Source organism: Streptomyces corchorusii (genome assembly GCF_001514055.1).
Lineage (GTDB): Bacteria > Actinomycetota > Actinomycetes > Streptomycetales > Streptomycetaceae > Streptomyces > Streptomyces olivaceoviridis.
Genome location: NZ_KQ948351.1, coordinates 723,729 through 740,095, shown reverse-complemented (window position 1 = coordinate 740,095; position 16,367 = coordinate 723,729). Strand labels below are relative to the sequence as shown.

Sequence of the window (16,367 nt, the reverse complement as noted above, 5' to 3'; positions counted from 1 at the left end):
GATCCGACGGTCCATGACGCCCTCCTGCTGCCGACACCAGCCGGCTGCACGCCGGTAGGAGGTCCGTGCCCAGGAGCCGGGCGGTTCAAGCCTGGACCGCTCAAGTCTTCTGTGCGGCGCGGTGGTTGGCGGTGGCCGGACGGACCCGCTAGCGGGTCAGGTACCGGGCGAGGACCGGGTCGAGCTGGGCCAGCCAGGCGGTCAGCCGGGCCCTGCGGCGGGCGTTCAGCTCGCAGGAGTACACCCCGCCGTCCCACAGCCGCACGGTGAGGGTGAGGCGGTTGCCGCGCCAGTGGCGTACGACGTGCGCGATCTCGGCCCAGGGGAAGTCCGCGGTGACTCCCGCCACTTCGAAGAGCACGCCGGTGGCGTTGACGACCGCGCCGGACTGCGCGTCGGCGAGCACGACCTCCGGGGTGCCGTAGGGCAGGGGCGGCCCGAAGCCGTAGGGGGGCGGCGGGGTGGCGGGCTGCGCGGGCAGGTGCGGTGGCGTGGCGGTCTGGACGGGGTGCTGGTACAGGGGCGCCGCGGCCTGCGGGGGTGTCGCGGGCGGCGGGGGCGGGGTGAACGCCGGCGGCGGGGTGGCCGGTACCGGGGACGCGGTGAGCGTGGGCGGGTACGGCGGGGCCGTCGGCCGCGCCGGGTCCGGTGCCGGGTCCGTCAGCCGGTCCAGCAGTGCGGCGGGCGTCGGCCGGTCCGCGGGCTCCTTGGCCAGGCACGCCGAGACCAGGTCCGCCAGGCCGGCGGGTACGGCGGACAGGTCGGGCGGCTCGTGCACGGAGCGGTACATCAGCCCCATCGGCGTGCCCTCGCCCCAGGCGCTGCCGCCGGCCGCCGCGACCAGCACGGCGCCGAGGGCGAACACGTCGGCGGCGCCGGTCACATCGTGGCCGAGGGCCTGTTCGGGCGCGAGGAAGCCGGGGGTGCCGAAGGCGGTGCCGGTGGCGGTGAGCCGGGTGGACTCGGCGGCCCGGGCTATGCCGAAGTCGAGGACGCGCGGCCCGTCGACGGCCATGATGATGTTGCCGGGCTTGAGGTCCCGGTGCACCAGGCCGCAGGCGTGGATGGACTCCAGCGCCTCGGCGAGCGCGGCGCCCAGGGACCGCAGCCCGGGCTCGTCCATGGCGCCCTCGGCGGCGAGCCGGGCCGCGAGGGTGGGTCCGGGGATGTAGGCGGTGGCCAGCCACAGCGGGTCGCCGTCGACGTCGGCGTCCACCACCGGTGCCGTGTGGAAGCCGCCGACCGCGCGGGCCGCCTCGACCTCGCTGCGGAACCGCTCGCGGAACACCGGGTCGGCGGCCAGTTCGGCCTTGGCGACCTTCAGGGCGACGGCCCGTCCGCCGCGCGTCCGTGCGAGATAGACCGTGCCCATGCCGCCCTCGCCGAGCCGGCGCTCGACGAGGTATCCCCCGATGCGTTCCATGCGGTCCAGTATGGCCGCCGGACCCGGCCCGTCCGTGTCCGGCCCGGATCCGGCGGCCGGTGCGGCTCAGAGCACGACGTCCACGTCGTACGCCCGCAGCCACGCGTCCAGTTGGAGGGTGGTCTCCAGGGCGGCCCGGCTCATGCCCGCCTCCAGTGCCGCGGCTCCGTCCCGCCGTACCCGCGTCTTGAGGTCGGGCGAGAAGAAGGGGTCGAGCGGGCCGGTGCCGGTGCGGACGAGGTCGGCGAGGCGCTCGCGCAGGGTCCGGTTGTAGGCTTCGGCCCGGATGGAGGGGTAGGGCGTCTTGACGCGCTGGGCGACGGCCGTGGGCAGCAGGTCCTTCATGGCCGCGCGCAGCAGGCTCTTCTCCCGGCCGTCGAAGCTCTTCATCGCCCAGGGGACGTTGAAGGTGTACTCGACCAGCCGGTGGTCGGCGAAGGGCACGCGGACCTCCAGTCCGCAGGCCATGCTCATGCGGTCCTTGCGGTCGAAGAGGACCTGGGCGTGGCGGGTGAGGGCGAGGTAGGTGACCTCGCGGTAGCGGGCCTCGGCGGGGTCGTCGAGGTGCCGGCGGGCGTCGATCTCGGCGACGGCGGCGCTGTGGCAGTCGCGTTCGTAGGTGTCGAGGTCGAGCTTGGCGAGCAGGTCGGGGGTGAAGACGACGTCGTTGCCCTGGTAGTTGTGGCGTCCTTCGTGGACCCAGGGGAACGTGGTGGAGAACACCGCGTCGGGGTCGCGCTGCCAGCGGTAGCCGCCGAACACCTCGTCGCCGCACTCGCCGGACAGGGCGACGGTGGAGTGCTGCCGGACGATGCTGAACAGCAGGTGCAGGGAGGCGTGTTCGTCGCCCTTGGCGATGGGCAGGTCGTAGGCGCGCAGCACGGAGGCGCGCAGTGCCGGGTCGAGCAGGTCGGGGGCCTTGAGCGGGAGTTCGCTGTGGTCGGAGCCGACGTGTTCGGCGAGCAGCCGGGCGTAGACGTGGTCCTCGTTGGCGTCGGGGCCGGCGGTGCCGTCGAGGTCGGGGTCGCTGACCGAGCAGGAGCGGATGCGGCCGAGCCCCTTGGTGCGGGTGGCGTGCGCGGCGAGCGCGGTGAGCGAGCTGGAGTCGAGGCCGCCGGAGAGCAGGGTGCACAGCGGTACGTCGGAGACCATCTGCTGTTCCACGGTGGACGCGAGGAGTTCGCGCACGGTGCGGATGGTGTCGTCCAGGGAGTCGGTGTGCTCGGCGACCCTGAGCTGCCAGTAGCGTTCCTCGGTGAGGCCGGTGCGGTTCACGCGGACCAGGCAGCCGGCCGGGACCTCGCGCATGCCGCGGAAGATCGCGTGTCCGGGCACCTTGGCGACGGAGAGGATGTCCCGCAGGCCGTCGGCGTCGAGCACGGGCCGGAACGCCGGGTGGGCGAGGACGGCCTTGGGTTCGGAGCCGAAGAGGACGCCCGTGGGGGTCGGCGCGTAGTAGAGGGGTTTGACGCCCATGCGGTCGCGGACGAGCAGCAGTTCGTCGCGGTCGCGGTCCCAGATCGCGAAGGCGTAGATGCCTTCGAGCCGGTCGACGAACCCGGCGCCCCACTCCAGGTAGGCGCGCAGGACGACCTCGGTGTCGCTGCGGGTGGTGAAGCGGTGGCCGAGGCCGGTCAGCTGGGTGCGCAGTTCCTGGAAGTTGTACGTCTCGCCGCTGTAGGTGAGCGTGGCGCGGGCGCCGGGGCCCTCGTCGGCGGCCATGGGCTGGCAGCCGCCTTCGAGGTCGATGACGGACAGCCGCCGGTGGCCGAGGGCGACGTGGTCGTCGGTCCAGAGCCCTTCCGCGTCGGGGCCGCGCCGGGCCATCGTGTCCGTCATGGCGCGCGCGATGTCGTGGTCGACGGGGCGGGCGTAGTCGACCCACCCGGCGATACCGCACATGGAAGCACTCCTGGGGTGTGCGGGGCGTCATGCCCCGGGGCGAGGGAACGGGGAAGAGCGGGGCCGGTGTCAGAGGCGTTCGACGTGCGGCTGCGGGCGGGCCGCGCCGCGCGTGTCGAGGAGCAGCGGGGCGCGCCGCTGGATCTCGTCCAGGTCGAACACCCGGTGCCGCTGGAGGAGGATGGCGAGGTCGGCGGTCTCCAGGGCGGCGGACAGGTCGGCGGCGGGCGGGACGGCCGTACCGTCGACGGACCACCCGGGTACGTACGGGTCGTGGTAGGAGACGTCGGCGCCGCGGGCCCGGAGCCGTTTGACGACGTCACGGGCGGAGGTCTCCCGCTGGTCGGCGATGTCCGCCTTGTAGGTGACGCCGAGCAGCAGTACGCGGGCGCCGCCGAGGGTCTTGCCGGCCCGGTCCAGGAGGTGCTGGGCGCGCTCCACGACGTAGCGCGGCATGCGTGTGTTGATCTCCTGGGCGAGTTCGACCATGCGGAAGGGGTAGCCGAGCGTACGGACCTTGTGGGCGAGGTAGTTGGGGTCGATCGGGATGCAGTGGCCGCCGACGCCGGGGCCGGGCCGGAACGCCTGGTAGCCGAAGGGCTTGGTGGCGGCGCAGGAGATGGCGTCCCACAGGTCGATGCCGAGTTCGTTGCAGAAGATGGCCATCTCGTTGACCAGCGCGATGTTGACGTGCCGGTAGGTGTTCTCGATGAGCTTGGCCATCTCGGCCTCGCGGGTGCCGGTGGCCTGTACGACGGTGTCGACGATCTTGCCGTAGAAGGCCGCGGCGGCGGTGGCGCAGGCGGGGGTGTGGCCGCCGACGACCTTGGGGGTGTTGCGGATGCCGTAGACCTGGTTGCCGGGGTCGACGCGTTCCGGTGAGAAGGCGAGGTGGAAGTCACGGCCGGCGGTGAGTCCGGAGCGTTCGAGGAGCGGCCGGACGACCTCGTCGGTGGTGCCGGGGTAGGTGGTCGACTCCAGGACGACCAGGGTGCCGGGCCGCAGGTGGCGGCTGATCGCCGCGCAGGCGCTCTCGACCATGGTCAGGTCGGGTCCGCCGTGTTCGGACAGCGGGGTGGGGACGCAGATCACGACGGTGTCCGCGCCGGCGACGGCGCTCTCGTCGGTGGTCGCGGTGAAGCCCTGGGCGCGGACGCCGGCGACGGCGGCGTCGTCGATGTCGTCGACGTGCGAGACACCGGCGTTGAGCCGGGTGACGATCTCGGCGTTCTTGTCGAGGCCGACGACGGTCATCCCGGAGCGGGTGGCTTCCACCGCGAGGGGCAGGCCCACGTATCCGAGGCCTATGACGACAAGGTCACTGCGCACAACGGTCCCTTTCGGATGGGAGGGTGCGGAAAAGAGGAAGGGAGGAAGAGGGGGAGGTCAGTCGCCGCGGGCGCGGACGGCGAGCAGGGCGACCAGCAGGGTCGGCAGGAGCAGCAGCGCGAACGCCACGCGGTAGCCGTCGAGCGGGCCGGCGCCGGCGGCCAGGCAGGCGTTGAGGACTCCGGAGGCCAGGGCCAGGACGACGACCTGGCCGAGGTTCATGTTGGTCTGCATGGCGCTGGTGGTGTGGCCCTGCCGGTGCGGCTCGCTGTGCTTCAGGGAGAGCACGGTGACGCAGGGGTCGAGCAGCCCCATGCCGATGGCGGACAGCGGCATCGCGGCGGCGGCCGTGACCGCGGGCAGGCCGCCGGAGCAGCCGGCCGCCGCGAGGGCGGCGGAGGCCGTCATGACGAGGGCGCCCACGGTGACGAGGCGGTGCCGGGCCACGTGCTGGAGCGCCTTGCCCTGCACCCAGGAGGCGCCCGCCCACAGCACCGCGGAGGCGGTGAACGCCACGCCGACCACGACGGCGGCGACCCGGCGTTCGGTGATCAGCATCAGCGGCACCAGCGCCTCGATGGTGAAGTAGGTGCCGGAGGTCAGGCCGCGCAGCAGTACCGCGGTCGGCAGGCCCCGGGCGCTGCGCCAGGTCCCCCGCGGCAGGAGCCTCGGGGCGAAGGCGACGAGCAGGACCAGGCCGGCGGCGACGAAGGCGAGGTGGCGCGGGTCCCAGTCGGAGACGCCGTACTGGCCGAGCGCCGCGCCGAGGCTGAGCATGGCCGCGACCAGCAGCGGGGGGCGGGCGGCCCGTTCCGCCGCGGGGGGCACGCCGGCCGGGTCGCCGTCCGCGGGTCTGCGCAGGACGACGACGAGGGCGACGGCGGGCAGCGCCGTCAGGGCGGCCAGGCCGTAGAAGACCGCGCGCCAGGACCACCACTGGACGACCACACCGGCGAGCGGCGGCCCGAGCAGCGACGGGATGACCCAGCTGGCGCTCATCATGGCGAGCATCCGGGGCCGCAGATGCTCGGGGTAGGCCTGGCCGATGGCGGTGGTCACCGACACGGCGACCATGCCGGCGGCCAGGCCGTCCACGAACCGGCCGGCGGCGAGCTGCCAGACGGACACGCTGGAGGCGGACACCAGCAGGGTGAGCACCGACAGGACCATGCCGAGCGCCAGGGGCCGCCGGGCGCCCGCCCGGTCGGCCCAGTGTCCGCCGAGCACCCCGCCGAACAGGCTGGCGGCGACGAAGCAGCCCGCCACGACCGGGAACAGGGACACGCCGTCCAGTTCCCGGGCCGCGGTCGGCAGGGTGGGCACGACGGCGAGCGCGGCGAACCCGGTCAGGAACATCACCACGGCGAACGTCAGGGTGGCGGCGAGGTACGGCGGCGAGAAGATCCCGCCCTCCGTGCCGCCGCCCGTCTCGGGCGCCGCCCGGTTCTCCGCCTTCTCCGTCATCGTCAGGCCCGCCGTACGCCGGTGTCGTCGCCGGGGTCCGGGGTCCGCCACAGCCCGACGAGGTCGTCATGGGTGTCGCAGGCCAGCCACTGCGCCTGCGCCCGGGCGCCATTGTGCACCGGTGCCGCGGGCCGCCAGCCGGTTTCGGCGGTGATCAGGGCGGTGGACATGAGCGGGGTGTGCGGTCCGGGGGCGTCGGCCCGCTCCCAGGGGGTGCGGCGGGCCGTCTCCGTGACCAGTTCGGCGAACGCGGTCTCGTCGTAGCCGGCGGACGCGACGTTGCAGATCTCGGGGCCGGCCGGGCGGGCGAGCAGCGCGGCGAGCGCGTCGGCCATGTCGCGGTAGTCCACGATCTGGTGCCGGCGGCCCTCGACCAGGGTCATGGGGCGCCGGGTCCAGGCCCGCAGCATCCAGTCGGCGAGGACCCCGTCCAGCGGGGCGTGCGGGCCCACGGGCTCGGCGAAGCGCACGATCTGCACGGGCGTACCGGTCTGCCGGCCCCAGGCCCGGCACTGCTCCTCCGCGTCCCACCACAGCCGGGCCTCGGCGTCCTCGGGCCGTTCGCGCAGGGAGTCCTCGGCGCGGTCCTCGGCGGCGCCGCCCCGGTAGACGGCCGCCGAACTCGCGTGCACCAGCCGCCGCGCGCCGAGCTTCTCGGCGTCGGCGAGCAGGTCCGCCAGCGGGTACCCGGTGTCGTGCGGGCTGCCGAGGTGGATCACGGCGTCCGGCGCCCCGGGCACCGCGTGCGCCGCCTGGTCGAGCCGCTCGGCGTGCACGGCGGTGCGGCCCGCGTCGGTCAGCAGCCGCGCGAGCTGGGCACCGAAGGCGGGGTCGCCGCCGGTGACGACGACGCCGGGCGCGGGGGCGGGGCGGGGGGTGCCGGCGGTGGCGCGGTGGGCGGCCCGGCCGGCGTCGAGGGCGGCCAGGGCGAGGTCGCGGACGAGCGGGATCATCGGCACGAGTTCGGCGCCGGTGTACTCCTCGCACAGGCCGCCGGGGCCGAGGGACTCCATCACCGCCGCCGCCACGGCGGGCTCGGGGTCACGGTCCGTCAGGGCGGCGACGGCGACGCCGGTGGCGAAGGCGGTGAGCCACACCTGCCGGCACACGGTGTCGGGCAGGTCGGGCCGGTCCGCCGCGGCGAGGCCGTCCTCGCACGTGCCGAGCAGGCCGATGCGCCGCAGGTACCGGTCGGTGTCCAGGTATTCCCAGCGGTCCTCCTGCCGTACCGCGCATTTCGACTCGCCGTACTGGTAGAAGGGCACCAGGGAGAATGCGGCGCACGCGGTGTTGTCGTCGGGGGAAAACGCGGCCCGGTCGGTGAAGAATGTGGCGCGGCGCCATCCGTGGGTGCTGTTTCCGGCGATGCTCGGCACGTCGTCGTGGTCGACCGTACTGGGCACGGCGATCCGCACCGGAATGTCCAGCGCCTTGAGATACCGCTGGATCACCACGTCGTACGGCCAGCCATTGCCGTGTTCCGCCGCGAATCGCTCATATCCGCGGGCGGCGTCGGCGGGCAGCATCAGGGCCAGCGACGGCACGTGTTCGTCGATGGCATAGGCCCACTGCGCCCCCGTGAGGGCCCCGAGGCGTACGACACCGCTGTTCCTTCCTTCCCAGCCCTCGTAAAAGGCGACGGCCTCATCGGGAACGGCGGCGGCGACCTTTTCGACACAGGGGAAGAAATCCTCGGCGATGAGGACGTCGTCCTGGAAGACCACGTGGTGGGTGGCGTCCGCACCGACACAGCTCCAGGACGGGTTCGCGGTGCGCAGCGCGGTGGGCGGGCCGGAGGGGTCCGGGTCGGTGACGACGCGGACGCGGCCCCGCGGGTCCTTCGCCGCGATGGCCTCGGCCGCCGCGCGGCGTCGCGGGTGGGTCATGACGGCACCAGTCAGAATGACAGCGTTCACGGCTTTCCCATCTGGCTGTTGGGGCCGGGCCGGCGGTGGCCGGCCCGGCGGTTGCGGGGTGGTGCCGGGCGGTCAGTCCTCGGCGGCGCCGGAGTTGCGGACCTGCCGTACGTTCTCGTTGAGTCCGTGGTCCGCGCCCTGCGCCCGTTCGTGCCGGATCATCGCGGCGGGGCGGTAGTTGAGGATGTACGCGCGGCGTGTGCCGTCCGTGGTGTTGCCCCGCGAGTAGTGCAGCGTGAAGCCGGAGTGGGCCACTGCTTCCCCCGCCCGCAGTGGCACCGCGGTGGCTCCCGGCTCGTCCTCGGAGCAGTCGCACTCGATGTTCTTGCCGTCGCTGGTGGGCCGGTGCGGGCGCAGCGGCTGTTCGTGCGAGCCGCGCACGTACCACATGCAGCCGTTGTCGACGTCGGCGTCGTCCAGCGCCACCCAGATCGAGACCGCCCGGTGGTCGGGCATGTCGATCCAGTAGGCCGCGTCCTGGTGCCAGGGTGTGGGGACGGCGGTGTGCGGATCCTTGTGGATCATCATGTCGAAGTCGAGTTCCGCGTCGGCGCCGATGAGTTCCCGGGCGACGGCGAGCGCCTTGTGGTGGAGAGGGAGTTCGCGCAGCGGCGGGTGGAGGGCCGAGGGCCACATGATCTGTGTGATGTTCTCGCGTATGCCGTCCTTGCGGGGAACGTGGGAACCGAGATCGGACCGCTTGTCGCCCGCTTCGATGTCACCGCTCAGGAAACGGTCGTAGATGTCCCGGTAAACAGCGAGTTCACCGGGGGAAACAAGTTCTCCGACGGTGGCGAATCCGTCGGCTGTGAACTTCTGCGCAAGGTCCGTAAGCACCTGCGTCGTCAAGACAAACATCCCCTTCGCCCCTTCTCCCAGCAGCCTGAGAGCACAGCGCACCCCGAGAAGGGGGATCGTCGAATGGAAAGCCCAGCGAGCCTTTGGAGAGCTGGTCTGGACCATTGATCAAGACGGGACGGAAATCTACGGGGCGGTACGCCGCAAGGTCAACAGTGATCAGAAAAATGGTCCAGACCTATGGCCCGCGGATGATCAAGCCGCTACGGTGTGCCGGGCCGCGCCACCGGGTGCGGACAGCGCAGCAAGGAGGAGACAGGCGTGACGAGCACGGCCGGCACACTCCGCGTCGAGGCGGCGGTACGCCGCAACCCCTACACGTACATGCTCACCGACGGGGAACTGACCACCCTGCTGGCGGACCTCGGCCGCCGCCGGGCCGAGAGCATCCTGCGCAACCACACCGCCCCCGAGGGCAAGGCGCCGCGCGGGCCCTACCCGCGTCCCGCGATGGGCTTCGTCGTCCTCGACCCGACGGCGGAGGCGGGCGCCGCACCCGCCGACGCGGTCCTGGGCGCGATCACGGTCGGGGACGAGGCGCGCCGCTTCCTCCCCAAGGCCGCGGCCAAGGCGGCGGCACACCGGCGCCTCGGCGGCGACAACGGCACACCGGTGCACACCGACCCGCACCTGCTCGGCACCGGCGCCTTCCGCTACGGCCACTCGGCCGAGGTGCGCGGGCTGATCGTCGCCGCCAGCTCCCAGACCACCGACCAGGACCTCTACGAGGCCTCCCGGCTGGCCGCCGAACTCGTCGAGGAACTCGGCGCCCGCCACCGCGCCTACGAGTGGAGCCAGGGCGAGACCGACTGGCTCAACGGCACCGGGGAAGTCCCGGACGTGTACGCGGAGATGGTGTCCTGGTTCCCGGGGCCGGCGGCGTAGCGACGCGGGTGACGGCCGTTCGCCCCCCCCTGTCCGTCGGGACTCAGCAGTACCTGTCCTCGGCGCGCGAGTACCCGGCGGAATAGCCGTCGTCGTAGCCGTTCGCGTAGGAGTTGTTGCTCCGGTTGAAGTTGTTGTTGTTGTTCCTGCTCATCCGGCAGTCGTCCTTGGCGTCGGCCCACCCGGCACGGTACCCGGCCTTGAAGCCCTGCCTGTAGCTGTTGTCGCGCTGGACCGTGGTGGTCGCGCTCGTGTGCGTTCCGCTCGGCGTCGCCGCGGACGCCTGCTGGAGGCCGACAGGGCTCAGGGCGAGGGTGGCGGCGATGAGGGTCGTACCCAGGACGGCGGATCGCTTGCAGTGGCTGGCACGCATGACCTGCCCCCTTTGACATATAGGTCACTTTCTGTCACTTCCACCCTAATCACCCTGGTAACTCTCGCAACTGGCCGCACTCCAGTTGCAGGGGGGCGACCTTGACGCATGATGGCCACTCAGCCACACCGGACCAGGGGGGAACATGCGCACCCGTACCAACATCACCGCCGTCATGGCGGCGCTCGCCGTCTCGCTCGTCGGCTGTAGCGGCAGCGACAGCGACAGCGGCGAGGACGCGAAGCCCGGGGCGGCCAAGACCACGGCGGCGAGCAGTGCGCCCAGCACCGGCGCCGGCGCCACCGAGAAGGCCGCCGGCATCCCGCCGGAGCCGACCGTCGCCCAGCGCGAAGAGCTGCTCCGCGCCCTCGCCGCGGCGAACCCGGGCATCGTGAAGTACGAGGACAAGGCCATCGACGCCGCACGCAACCAGTGCTCCGCCATCAACGGCGGCAGCGCCAAGGCCGACTGGGCCGCATCCCAGCGCTTCACCTACGAGGACGTCACCACGACCGAGGCACAGGGCAAGCAGATCAACGAAGCCCTCAAGGGACTCGGCTTCTGCAAGCCCTGACCCGGAGGCCCTGACGGGACCGCCGCCACCGGGCCAAGGATCTTCAGAAGTTGCCGTAACCCCCTCCGCCCGGAGGGGGTTAACGCTGCGCGGCAGCCGAGAACGTTCCTGCGCCGAGGCGCCTCGGCGGGGCGGCTGGGACTCGAACCCACGGCCGACGGATGCGCCATGCTTGGAGACCGTACGGCACAGCGCGTCTCGCCCGGCCTGTCGGCGCGAAGCGTGGCGTTTCCCTCAACGAGGTGCACTGATCAGTGAAGTCCGGTAAGTCGACCCTCGCGGCATGGCTCCACCGCCTCGACGCCGAAGACTTGAAGCAGGTACTCGCGGCGCGGCCGGATGCGATGTCCCCGCCGGAGCCCCGCTCGTTGAGCGAACTGGCCGAACGTCTGCAACGCCCGGGCTCGGTCGCCCTCGCGCTGCCCCGGCTCACGCTGCCCGCCCTGCAGGCAGCCGAGGCACTGGCGACACTGAGTGTGCCGGCCTCTCGGCAGGTCCTGACGGACCTGCTGGATGCGACGGAGGACGAGACCGCCCGCGGCCTGGAAGCGGCGCTCCAGACGCTGTCCGCGTATGCGCTGGTCTGGCCGGACAGCGAGGGAACGCTGCGCATGGCCACGCCCCTGCGGCAGGCGTGGGAAACGCCGCTCGGACTGGATCAGCCGCTGGCGACGCTGTTGAAGGACACGACCTCCGAGGAGTTGCGCCGCATGCTCACGGCTGTGGGCGTGCGGCCTCCCGGCACCAAACCGCTGCGCCTCGCGACGCTCGTGGAGCACCACAGCGACCCGGCACGCGTCGCCGCGATGGTCGAACAGGCACCGGCCGAGACCCGGAAACTGCTGGGACGCAAGGCGGACCCCGCGTACCGACCGCAGGCATTCGTCCTCTTCGGGGGGCAGTCCGTCCCCGAACCGGGTGCACGCTGGGCGTTGGAGCGGGGACTGCTGGTCCAGGGCCGGCACGGCTACGGCCCGGTACGCATGCCCGCCGAGGTGGCGCTCGCGCTGCGCGGGCCAGACTGGCATGCCCCGTTCGACCCCGTGCCGCCCGTCGTACCTCTGGTACCCGTCTCCCCGGCGGAGGTCGACAGGGAGGCGTCCGCCGCAGCCACGGCCTTCGCCGCCCACGCCGCCTCGGTCCTGTCGGTGTGTGCGACCACTCCGCCCGCCCGGTTGAAGTCCGGCGGCGTCGGTACCCGCGAACTGGCCAGGATCGGCAAGGCGGCGCGATGCGGGGAGCCCGTCGTACGCCTCACCCTTGAGACGGCGTACAAGGCCGGTCTCATGGCCCGTGACGGGGACCGGGTCGCGACGACGGACGCCTACGACTCCTGGGCCGGGTCAGAGCCCGCAGAGCGACTACCGGTGTTGCTGCACGCTTGGTGGACGCTTGGACTCACCCCCTCGCAGGCCCGCGACGACGACAACAAGGCGCTGCCCGCCCTGACCGGAGCACCGTCCTGCGCCGGCTGCCTCCATGCCCGGAAGGGGCTGCTCACCGCCGCTTCCAGGCTCCCGGCCGGGCAGGGCGCGAAGAACGCGGCCGAACTGGGTCCTCTTGCCCACTGGTCACGGCCCCTCGCCGAGGTGCTGCCACAGGACGCGACGCCGTTCGCCACCGGGATCCGCGAGGCGGAGCTGCTCGGTGTCCTCGCTCGCGGTGCGCTGTCCCCGATCGGCGCCGCCCTGCTGGCCGAAAGCACCGAGGAACTGGCCGCCGCCTGCCAGCGCCTCCTTCCCGCCGCCACCCCCACGGCCCGTTTCGGCAGCGACCTGACCGCCGTGGTCACCGGCACACCCGCCGCACGGCTGGTCACGCTGCTGGACTCGGTCGCCGACCGGGAGACCAGCGGCACGGCCTCACTGTGGCGGTTCAACCCGGCGAGCGTCCGCCGCGCCCTGGATGCCGGCCGTAGCCCGCACTCCATCGAGGCCGACTTGGCTGCCATCGCCGCGGGCCCGCTGCCCCAGCCCCTGTCCTACCTGATCACGGACACGGCACGCAGCCACGGCCGGATCCGTGTCGCCTCGGCCGCCTGCGTCATCCACGGCGAGGAACCCGCCCTCCTCACCGAGATCGCCGCCCACCGCAAACTCTCCGGACTGGGCCTGCGGCACCTTGCCCCGACCGTCCTCGTCAGCCGCACCCCGCTGGAGAAAACCCTCGCCGCACTGCGGGCCGAGGGATACGCGCCGGTCGCGGAGGCAGCCGACGGAACCGTGCGCGTCGAACGACCCGGCAGCCCCCGGGCGACCGCGCCGGTACCAGCCCCGCGCAGAGCGGTCAGCAGGCCCAGCACCCCGCTCCGTACGACTGCCGCCCCGAAGCACGTCGACCTGGCCGCGCTGGCCGCCCGACTCGCGGGCGCCCCGCCGGCCGATCCCGCCCCCGACCCCTGCAACGGCGTCCCCTTCACCACCGACACCGAAGAAGTCATCGCCGGACACGCGACCCAGATCCCCCACGCCGATGTCCGTCAACTCGCCCACGCCGTCGACAGTGGGACGGCGGTCACCATCGAGTACGTCGCCACGACAGGCAGCCGCACGATCCGCACCATCAGCGGCCTCGACCTCGACCCTCCGTATCTGTACGCCTGGTGTCATCTACGCGATGCGGAGCGGGTGTTCACCCTGTCGCGGATCCACGGGGTGATGCCCCCGGCATAACGCCCGGGCGGTGGGCCGGGGCGTGCGAGGCGGCCGTACCCGTCCCGGAGGGTCGTCGGCACTCTCGTTCGGCTGTCCGGCCGGGACACCGAATGAGCGGTTCGCTGGAGACCCCCGACTCCTTATATAAGGGATCAGGTATACTGATATACGCCGTCGTATACACAGGGAGTCACCGTGAGCCGAACTGTCATCGACCTGGACGACGAGGCACTGGAAGCCGCCGCCAGGGAACTCGGCACCACCACCAAGCGCGACACGATCAACACCGCCCTGCGCGAGGTCACCGCTCGCTACCGGCGCCTGCGCGCACTCGAAGACGCCCGGCAACTGGTGGCCGACGGAGCCCTGGACATCGACGTCCTCCTGGACAAGAGCCAGTACCGGCCGTGACCGTCGCCGACTACCTCATCGACACCTCCGCCCTCGCCCGCGTCCTTCTCGCCCAGAACACGGCCGAGTGGGACGACAGGATCGCTGCCGGCCTCGTCGCGATCTGCGACATCACGGAACTTGAGGTCCTCTACTCCGCCCGCTCTTCCGCGGACCGCGCACGACTGAAGGCGGCACTCGACGCCCACTACGTGTGGTGTCCGATGCCGGACGGCACCTATCGCCGCTCCCGCGTGGTCCAGGAGCAGCTCACCGCGAAGGGCGAACACCGCAGCGCGGGCCCGGTCGACCTCCTGGTCGCAGCCGCCGCCGAAGAAGCGGGCCTCACCCTGCTCCACTACGACCGCGACTTCGAAACCATCGCCCGGACCACGGGACAGCCGGTACGCACGATCGACCTCAGACAGTGATCCTTTTCCCACCTCACATCGAGGCTTGGCAGGGGACGAGGACGGCCTCGACGATCGCGGTGACGCGGTCGGCTCTGCGGCAGACTTTCCGCAGCGGGCAGCAGCCCTTGCGGGTGGCGCCTGACCGCCGACACAGTGAATCCTGGCGCGAGCGCCGCCGCACGGGCGGCCGCACGCAGCCGGGCCCAATCAGCCCGGCCCGTCGGCAGGTTGGAGAGAATCCACTGGATCTTGCCATTCGTGTGCGTTGCTGGTGGGGCGGGTGGGACTCGAACCCACGGCCGACGGATTATGAGTCCGGGGTTCACTCACTCCCGCTCGTGACGCCTAATGACGCCTCGTGTCGCACACTGCCGAACAGTGCAGGTCAGAGGCCCTATGGGAGGCATCAGCGTACCGCGTTCGTGATGGCCCGTGACGCGGAATGCCGCCGCGTTACGGCGCGTTCGGGCGAGCACGGGGCGAGCAGAAGGGGCCCGCCACCTGCGGTGACGGACCCCTTCGACATGCGCTCGCTCGGCAGCTTACGCCGCCTCGCCGGGCTCGTCGCCATCGTCGGCGGCCTCGTCCTGGTCCTGCCCGGCGGGCGCACTCTCAGCGCTGCGCCGGGCGCGCGGCACCAGACCGGCGGCCTTCTCCGCGATGTCCCGGTCGACGTCTTCCAGTAGCTCGGTGTACGTGTCCGACGTCAGCTGCCCCGAGGCGTGCCGAAGCGTCTTCTGCACGGCGAAGATGTCGCCACCGCCGGCGTGCACGAGCGTCGCCGCGAGGTGGCGCAGGTCGCGCAGGTTGATGGGCGGCAGCCCGGCGCGCGCCACGATCCGACGGAACTCGTCGCTGACCTTCTCCGGGTGCAGCCACGACCCGTCGATGTCGGTGAACACCTTCCCTGTGTCCTGCCAGTCCGGGACGTCCTTTCCAGCCGCGCGCTGCTCTGCGGCGCGCCGGTTCCACTCGTCGCGCTCGGCAAGCTGCCGCTGCCGGTGCTCGCGCAGAACCTCGACATTCAGCGAGTCGAGCGCGATAGTCGACGCCGACTCCTCGGTCTTCGGGGCGTCCTCGAAGACCTCCCAGTTGTCCACGATCAAGTTCTTCGCCGGGGTGATGAGCCCGGCGTCGAGGTCGACGTGCAGCCAGTCTTGACCCACGCCCTCGCCGCGGCGCAGTCCGCGGAACGCGATCAGGTGGAAGAAGGCGTACAACCTGGACGGCTCGGCTTCGTCCAGGAAGTGACCGAGCTGCTCGGGAGTCCACACCATGACCGGTGACGGCTTCTCGCCCGTACGCCGCCAGTACTCGACGTTCTGCGCCGTCCACAGCCGGGCCTTGGGCCGCTTGCCCGAGTCGAGCTCCACCCACTGCGCCGGGTTGAACGTGATCAACTGCCGTCGGATCGCGCCGTTCAGCGCGGCTCGCAGCGTCGCCCTGATCCGCTGCTTCGTCGCCGGCCCCGTGATGTACCGATACGGCGGCATCGCCGCGAGCTTCTCCCGCTCGACCGCCAGTCGCGCCGAGACGTCCGGCGGCGGCGCCCCGGGCTTCCCCCACTTGCAGCGTGCTTCCTGCTCGCGGCGCGCCGTGTTCTCGGCTCGGATCACCTCGTTGCGCTCGTCGATGCCGTCGAAAAACGCCTGCACGTGGCCGATGTTCAGCCGGTCCAGGCGGTAGTGCCCCAGCCCCGGCCGCAGGTGCACGCGGATATGCGACTCATAGCTGGACGTCGTGCGGCGCTTCGTCTTCTTGGCCGCGAGCCAGGCGTCGAGCCACTCGCCGACCGTCATATCGCTGCTGAGCGCGACGCCACCGGCCAGGCGCCGCTTCACCTCGCCGGCGTCAGGGATGTCCGCGCGGTCGCTCTGCACCTTGGCGAGCAGGTCGCTGATCTGGTGGCCGTAGTGCTCGTCGTCGCCGATCAAGTCGAGGATCGCGCGCAGCTTGTCGAGGTCCGACTGCGCGTCACCGACCGCTGTGTACCCGGTGCGACGGAAGATGCGGCGCGTGCCGTCGGCGGCAGCCGGCAGTTCCTGCCGCAGCTGGTAAGTGCCGTGCGACCGCTTCCGCAAGGCGGGGCAGCTCTGTCCGAGTCGCTTCCCGTCCTCGCCTCGGCACTCGCACCTCTTCGTGATACTGCCGGCCCGTCTGGCTCCGGGCATGGTCCCTCCCCTGTG

13 protein-coding genes are annotated in these 16,367 nt (G+C 72.1%); 5 read left to right on the top strand and 8 right to left on the bottom strand.

Going from position 1 to position 16,367, the window contains the following annotated elements; genetic code table 11:
• Window positions 1–148 precede the first annotated feature (148 nt).
• The 6 genes from AQJ11_RS03450 to AQJ11_RS03425 all read right to left on the bottom strand — a co-directional run bounded on the left by AQJ11_RS03450 (window position 149) and on the right by AQJ11_RS03425 (window position 8,892).
• Complete coding sequence (locus AQJ11_RS03450; protein ID WP_059261795.1) at window positions 149–1,423, bottom strand: serine/threonine-protein kinase; 1,275 nt, start codon at window positions 1,421–1,423, stop codon at window positions 149–151.
• A 66-nt stretch (window positions 1,424–1,489) separates the two neighbouring features.
• Entirely contained in the window at window positions 1,490–3,325 is a 1,836-nt protein-coding gene (asnB, locus tag AQJ11_RS03445; RefSeq protein WP_058080421.1) for an asparagine synthase (glutamine-hydrolyzing), read from the bottom strand.
• Window positions 3,326–3,394: 69 nt separating this feature from the next.
• Window positions 3,395–4,654 (bottom strand): nucleotide sugar dehydrogenase, encoded by a 1,260-nt coding sequence (locus tag AQJ11_RS03440; RefSeq protein ID WP_059261794.1) that lies wholly within the window; start codon window positions 4,652–4,654, stop codon window positions 3,395–3,397.
• A 57-nt stretch (window positions 4,655–4,711) separates the two neighbouring features.
• Complete coding sequence (locus AQJ11_RS03435; protein ID WP_014672533.1) at window positions 4,712–6,118, bottom strand: MFS transporter; 1,407 nt, start codon at window positions 6,116–6,118, stop codon at window positions 4,712–4,714.
• A gap of 2 nt (window positions 6,119–6,120) precedes the next feature.
• Entirely contained in the window at window positions 6,121–8,004 is a 1,884-nt protein-coding gene (locus tag AQJ11_RS03430) for an NAD-dependent epimerase/dehydratase family protein (protein ID WP_059261793.1), read from the bottom strand.
• Between the two features lie 102 nt (window positions 8,005–8,106).
• Window positions 8,107–8,892, bottom strand: a complete 786-nt coding sequence (locus AQJ11_RS03425; protein ID WP_078611742.1) for a phytanoyl-CoA dioxygenase family protein — start codon at window positions 8,890–8,892, stop codon at window positions 8,107–8,109.
• 261 nt (window positions 8,893–9,153) lie between these two features.
• Here AQJ11_RS03425 and AQJ11_RS03420 point away from each other — a divergent pair, with 261 nt between their 5' ends.
• Window positions 9,154–9,777 (top strand): hypothetical protein, encoded by a 624-nt coding sequence (locus AQJ11_RS03420; RefSeq protein ID WP_014672537.1) that lies wholly within the window; start codon window positions 9,154–9,156, stop codon window positions 9,775–9,777.
• A gap of 43 nt (window positions 9,778–9,820) precedes the next feature.
• Here the strand turns inward: AQJ11_RS03420 and AQJ11_RS03415 are convergent, their stop codons facing one another.
• Window positions 9,821–10,150 (bottom strand): hypothetical protein, encoded by a 330-nt coding sequence (locus tag AQJ11_RS03415; protein ID WP_014672538.1) that lies wholly within the window; start codon window positions 10,148–10,150, stop codon window positions 9,821–9,823.
• 145 nt (window positions 10,151–10,295) lie between these two features.
• Here AQJ11_RS03415 and AQJ11_RS03410 point away from each other — a divergent pair, with 145 nt between their 5' ends.
• The 4 genes from AQJ11_RS03410 to AQJ11_RS03395 all read left to right on the top strand — a co-directional run bounded on the left by AQJ11_RS03410 (window position 10,296) and on the right by AQJ11_RS03395 (window position 14,199).
• Complete coding sequence (locus AQJ11_RS03410) at window positions 10,296–10,724, top strand: hypothetical protein (protein ID WP_059261792.1); 429 nt, start codon at window positions 10,296–10,298, stop codon at window positions 10,722–10,724.
• Window positions 10,725–10,978: 254 nt separating this feature from the next.
• Window positions 10,979–13,396 (top strand): helicase-associated domain-containing protein, encoded by a 2,418-nt coding sequence (locus AQJ11_RS03405; RefSeq protein WP_059261791.1) that lies wholly within the window; start codon window positions 10,979–10,981, stop codon window positions 13,394–13,396.
• A gap of 177 nt (window positions 13,397–13,573) precedes the next feature.
• Window positions 13,574–13,789 carry a type II toxin-antitoxin system VapB family antitoxin gene (locus tag AQJ11_RS03400; RefSeq protein WP_014672540.1) on the top strand — a complete coding sequence of 72 codons (216 nt, stop codon included), beginning with the start codon at window positions 13,574–13,576 and terminating at the stop codon, window positions 13,787–13,789.
• Window positions 13,786–14,199 carry a PIN domain nuclease gene (locus AQJ11_RS03395; protein WP_014672541.1) on the top strand — a complete coding sequence of 138 codons (414 nt, stop codon included), beginning with the start codon at window positions 13,786–13,788 and terminating at the stop codon, window positions 14,197–14,199. Before AQJ11_RS03400 ends, AQJ11_RS03395 begins: the two co-directional genes overlap by 4 nt.
• A gap of 524 nt (window positions 14,200–14,723) precedes the next feature.
• Here AQJ11_RS03395 and AQJ11_RS03385 read toward each other — a convergent pair.
• Window positions 14,724–16,352, bottom strand: coding sequence for a site-specific integrase (locus AQJ11_RS03385; protein ID WP_059261790.1), 1,629 nt, complete (start codon window positions 16,350–16,352; stop codon window positions 14,724–14,726).
• Window positions 16,353–16,367: the final 15 nt, after the last annotated feature.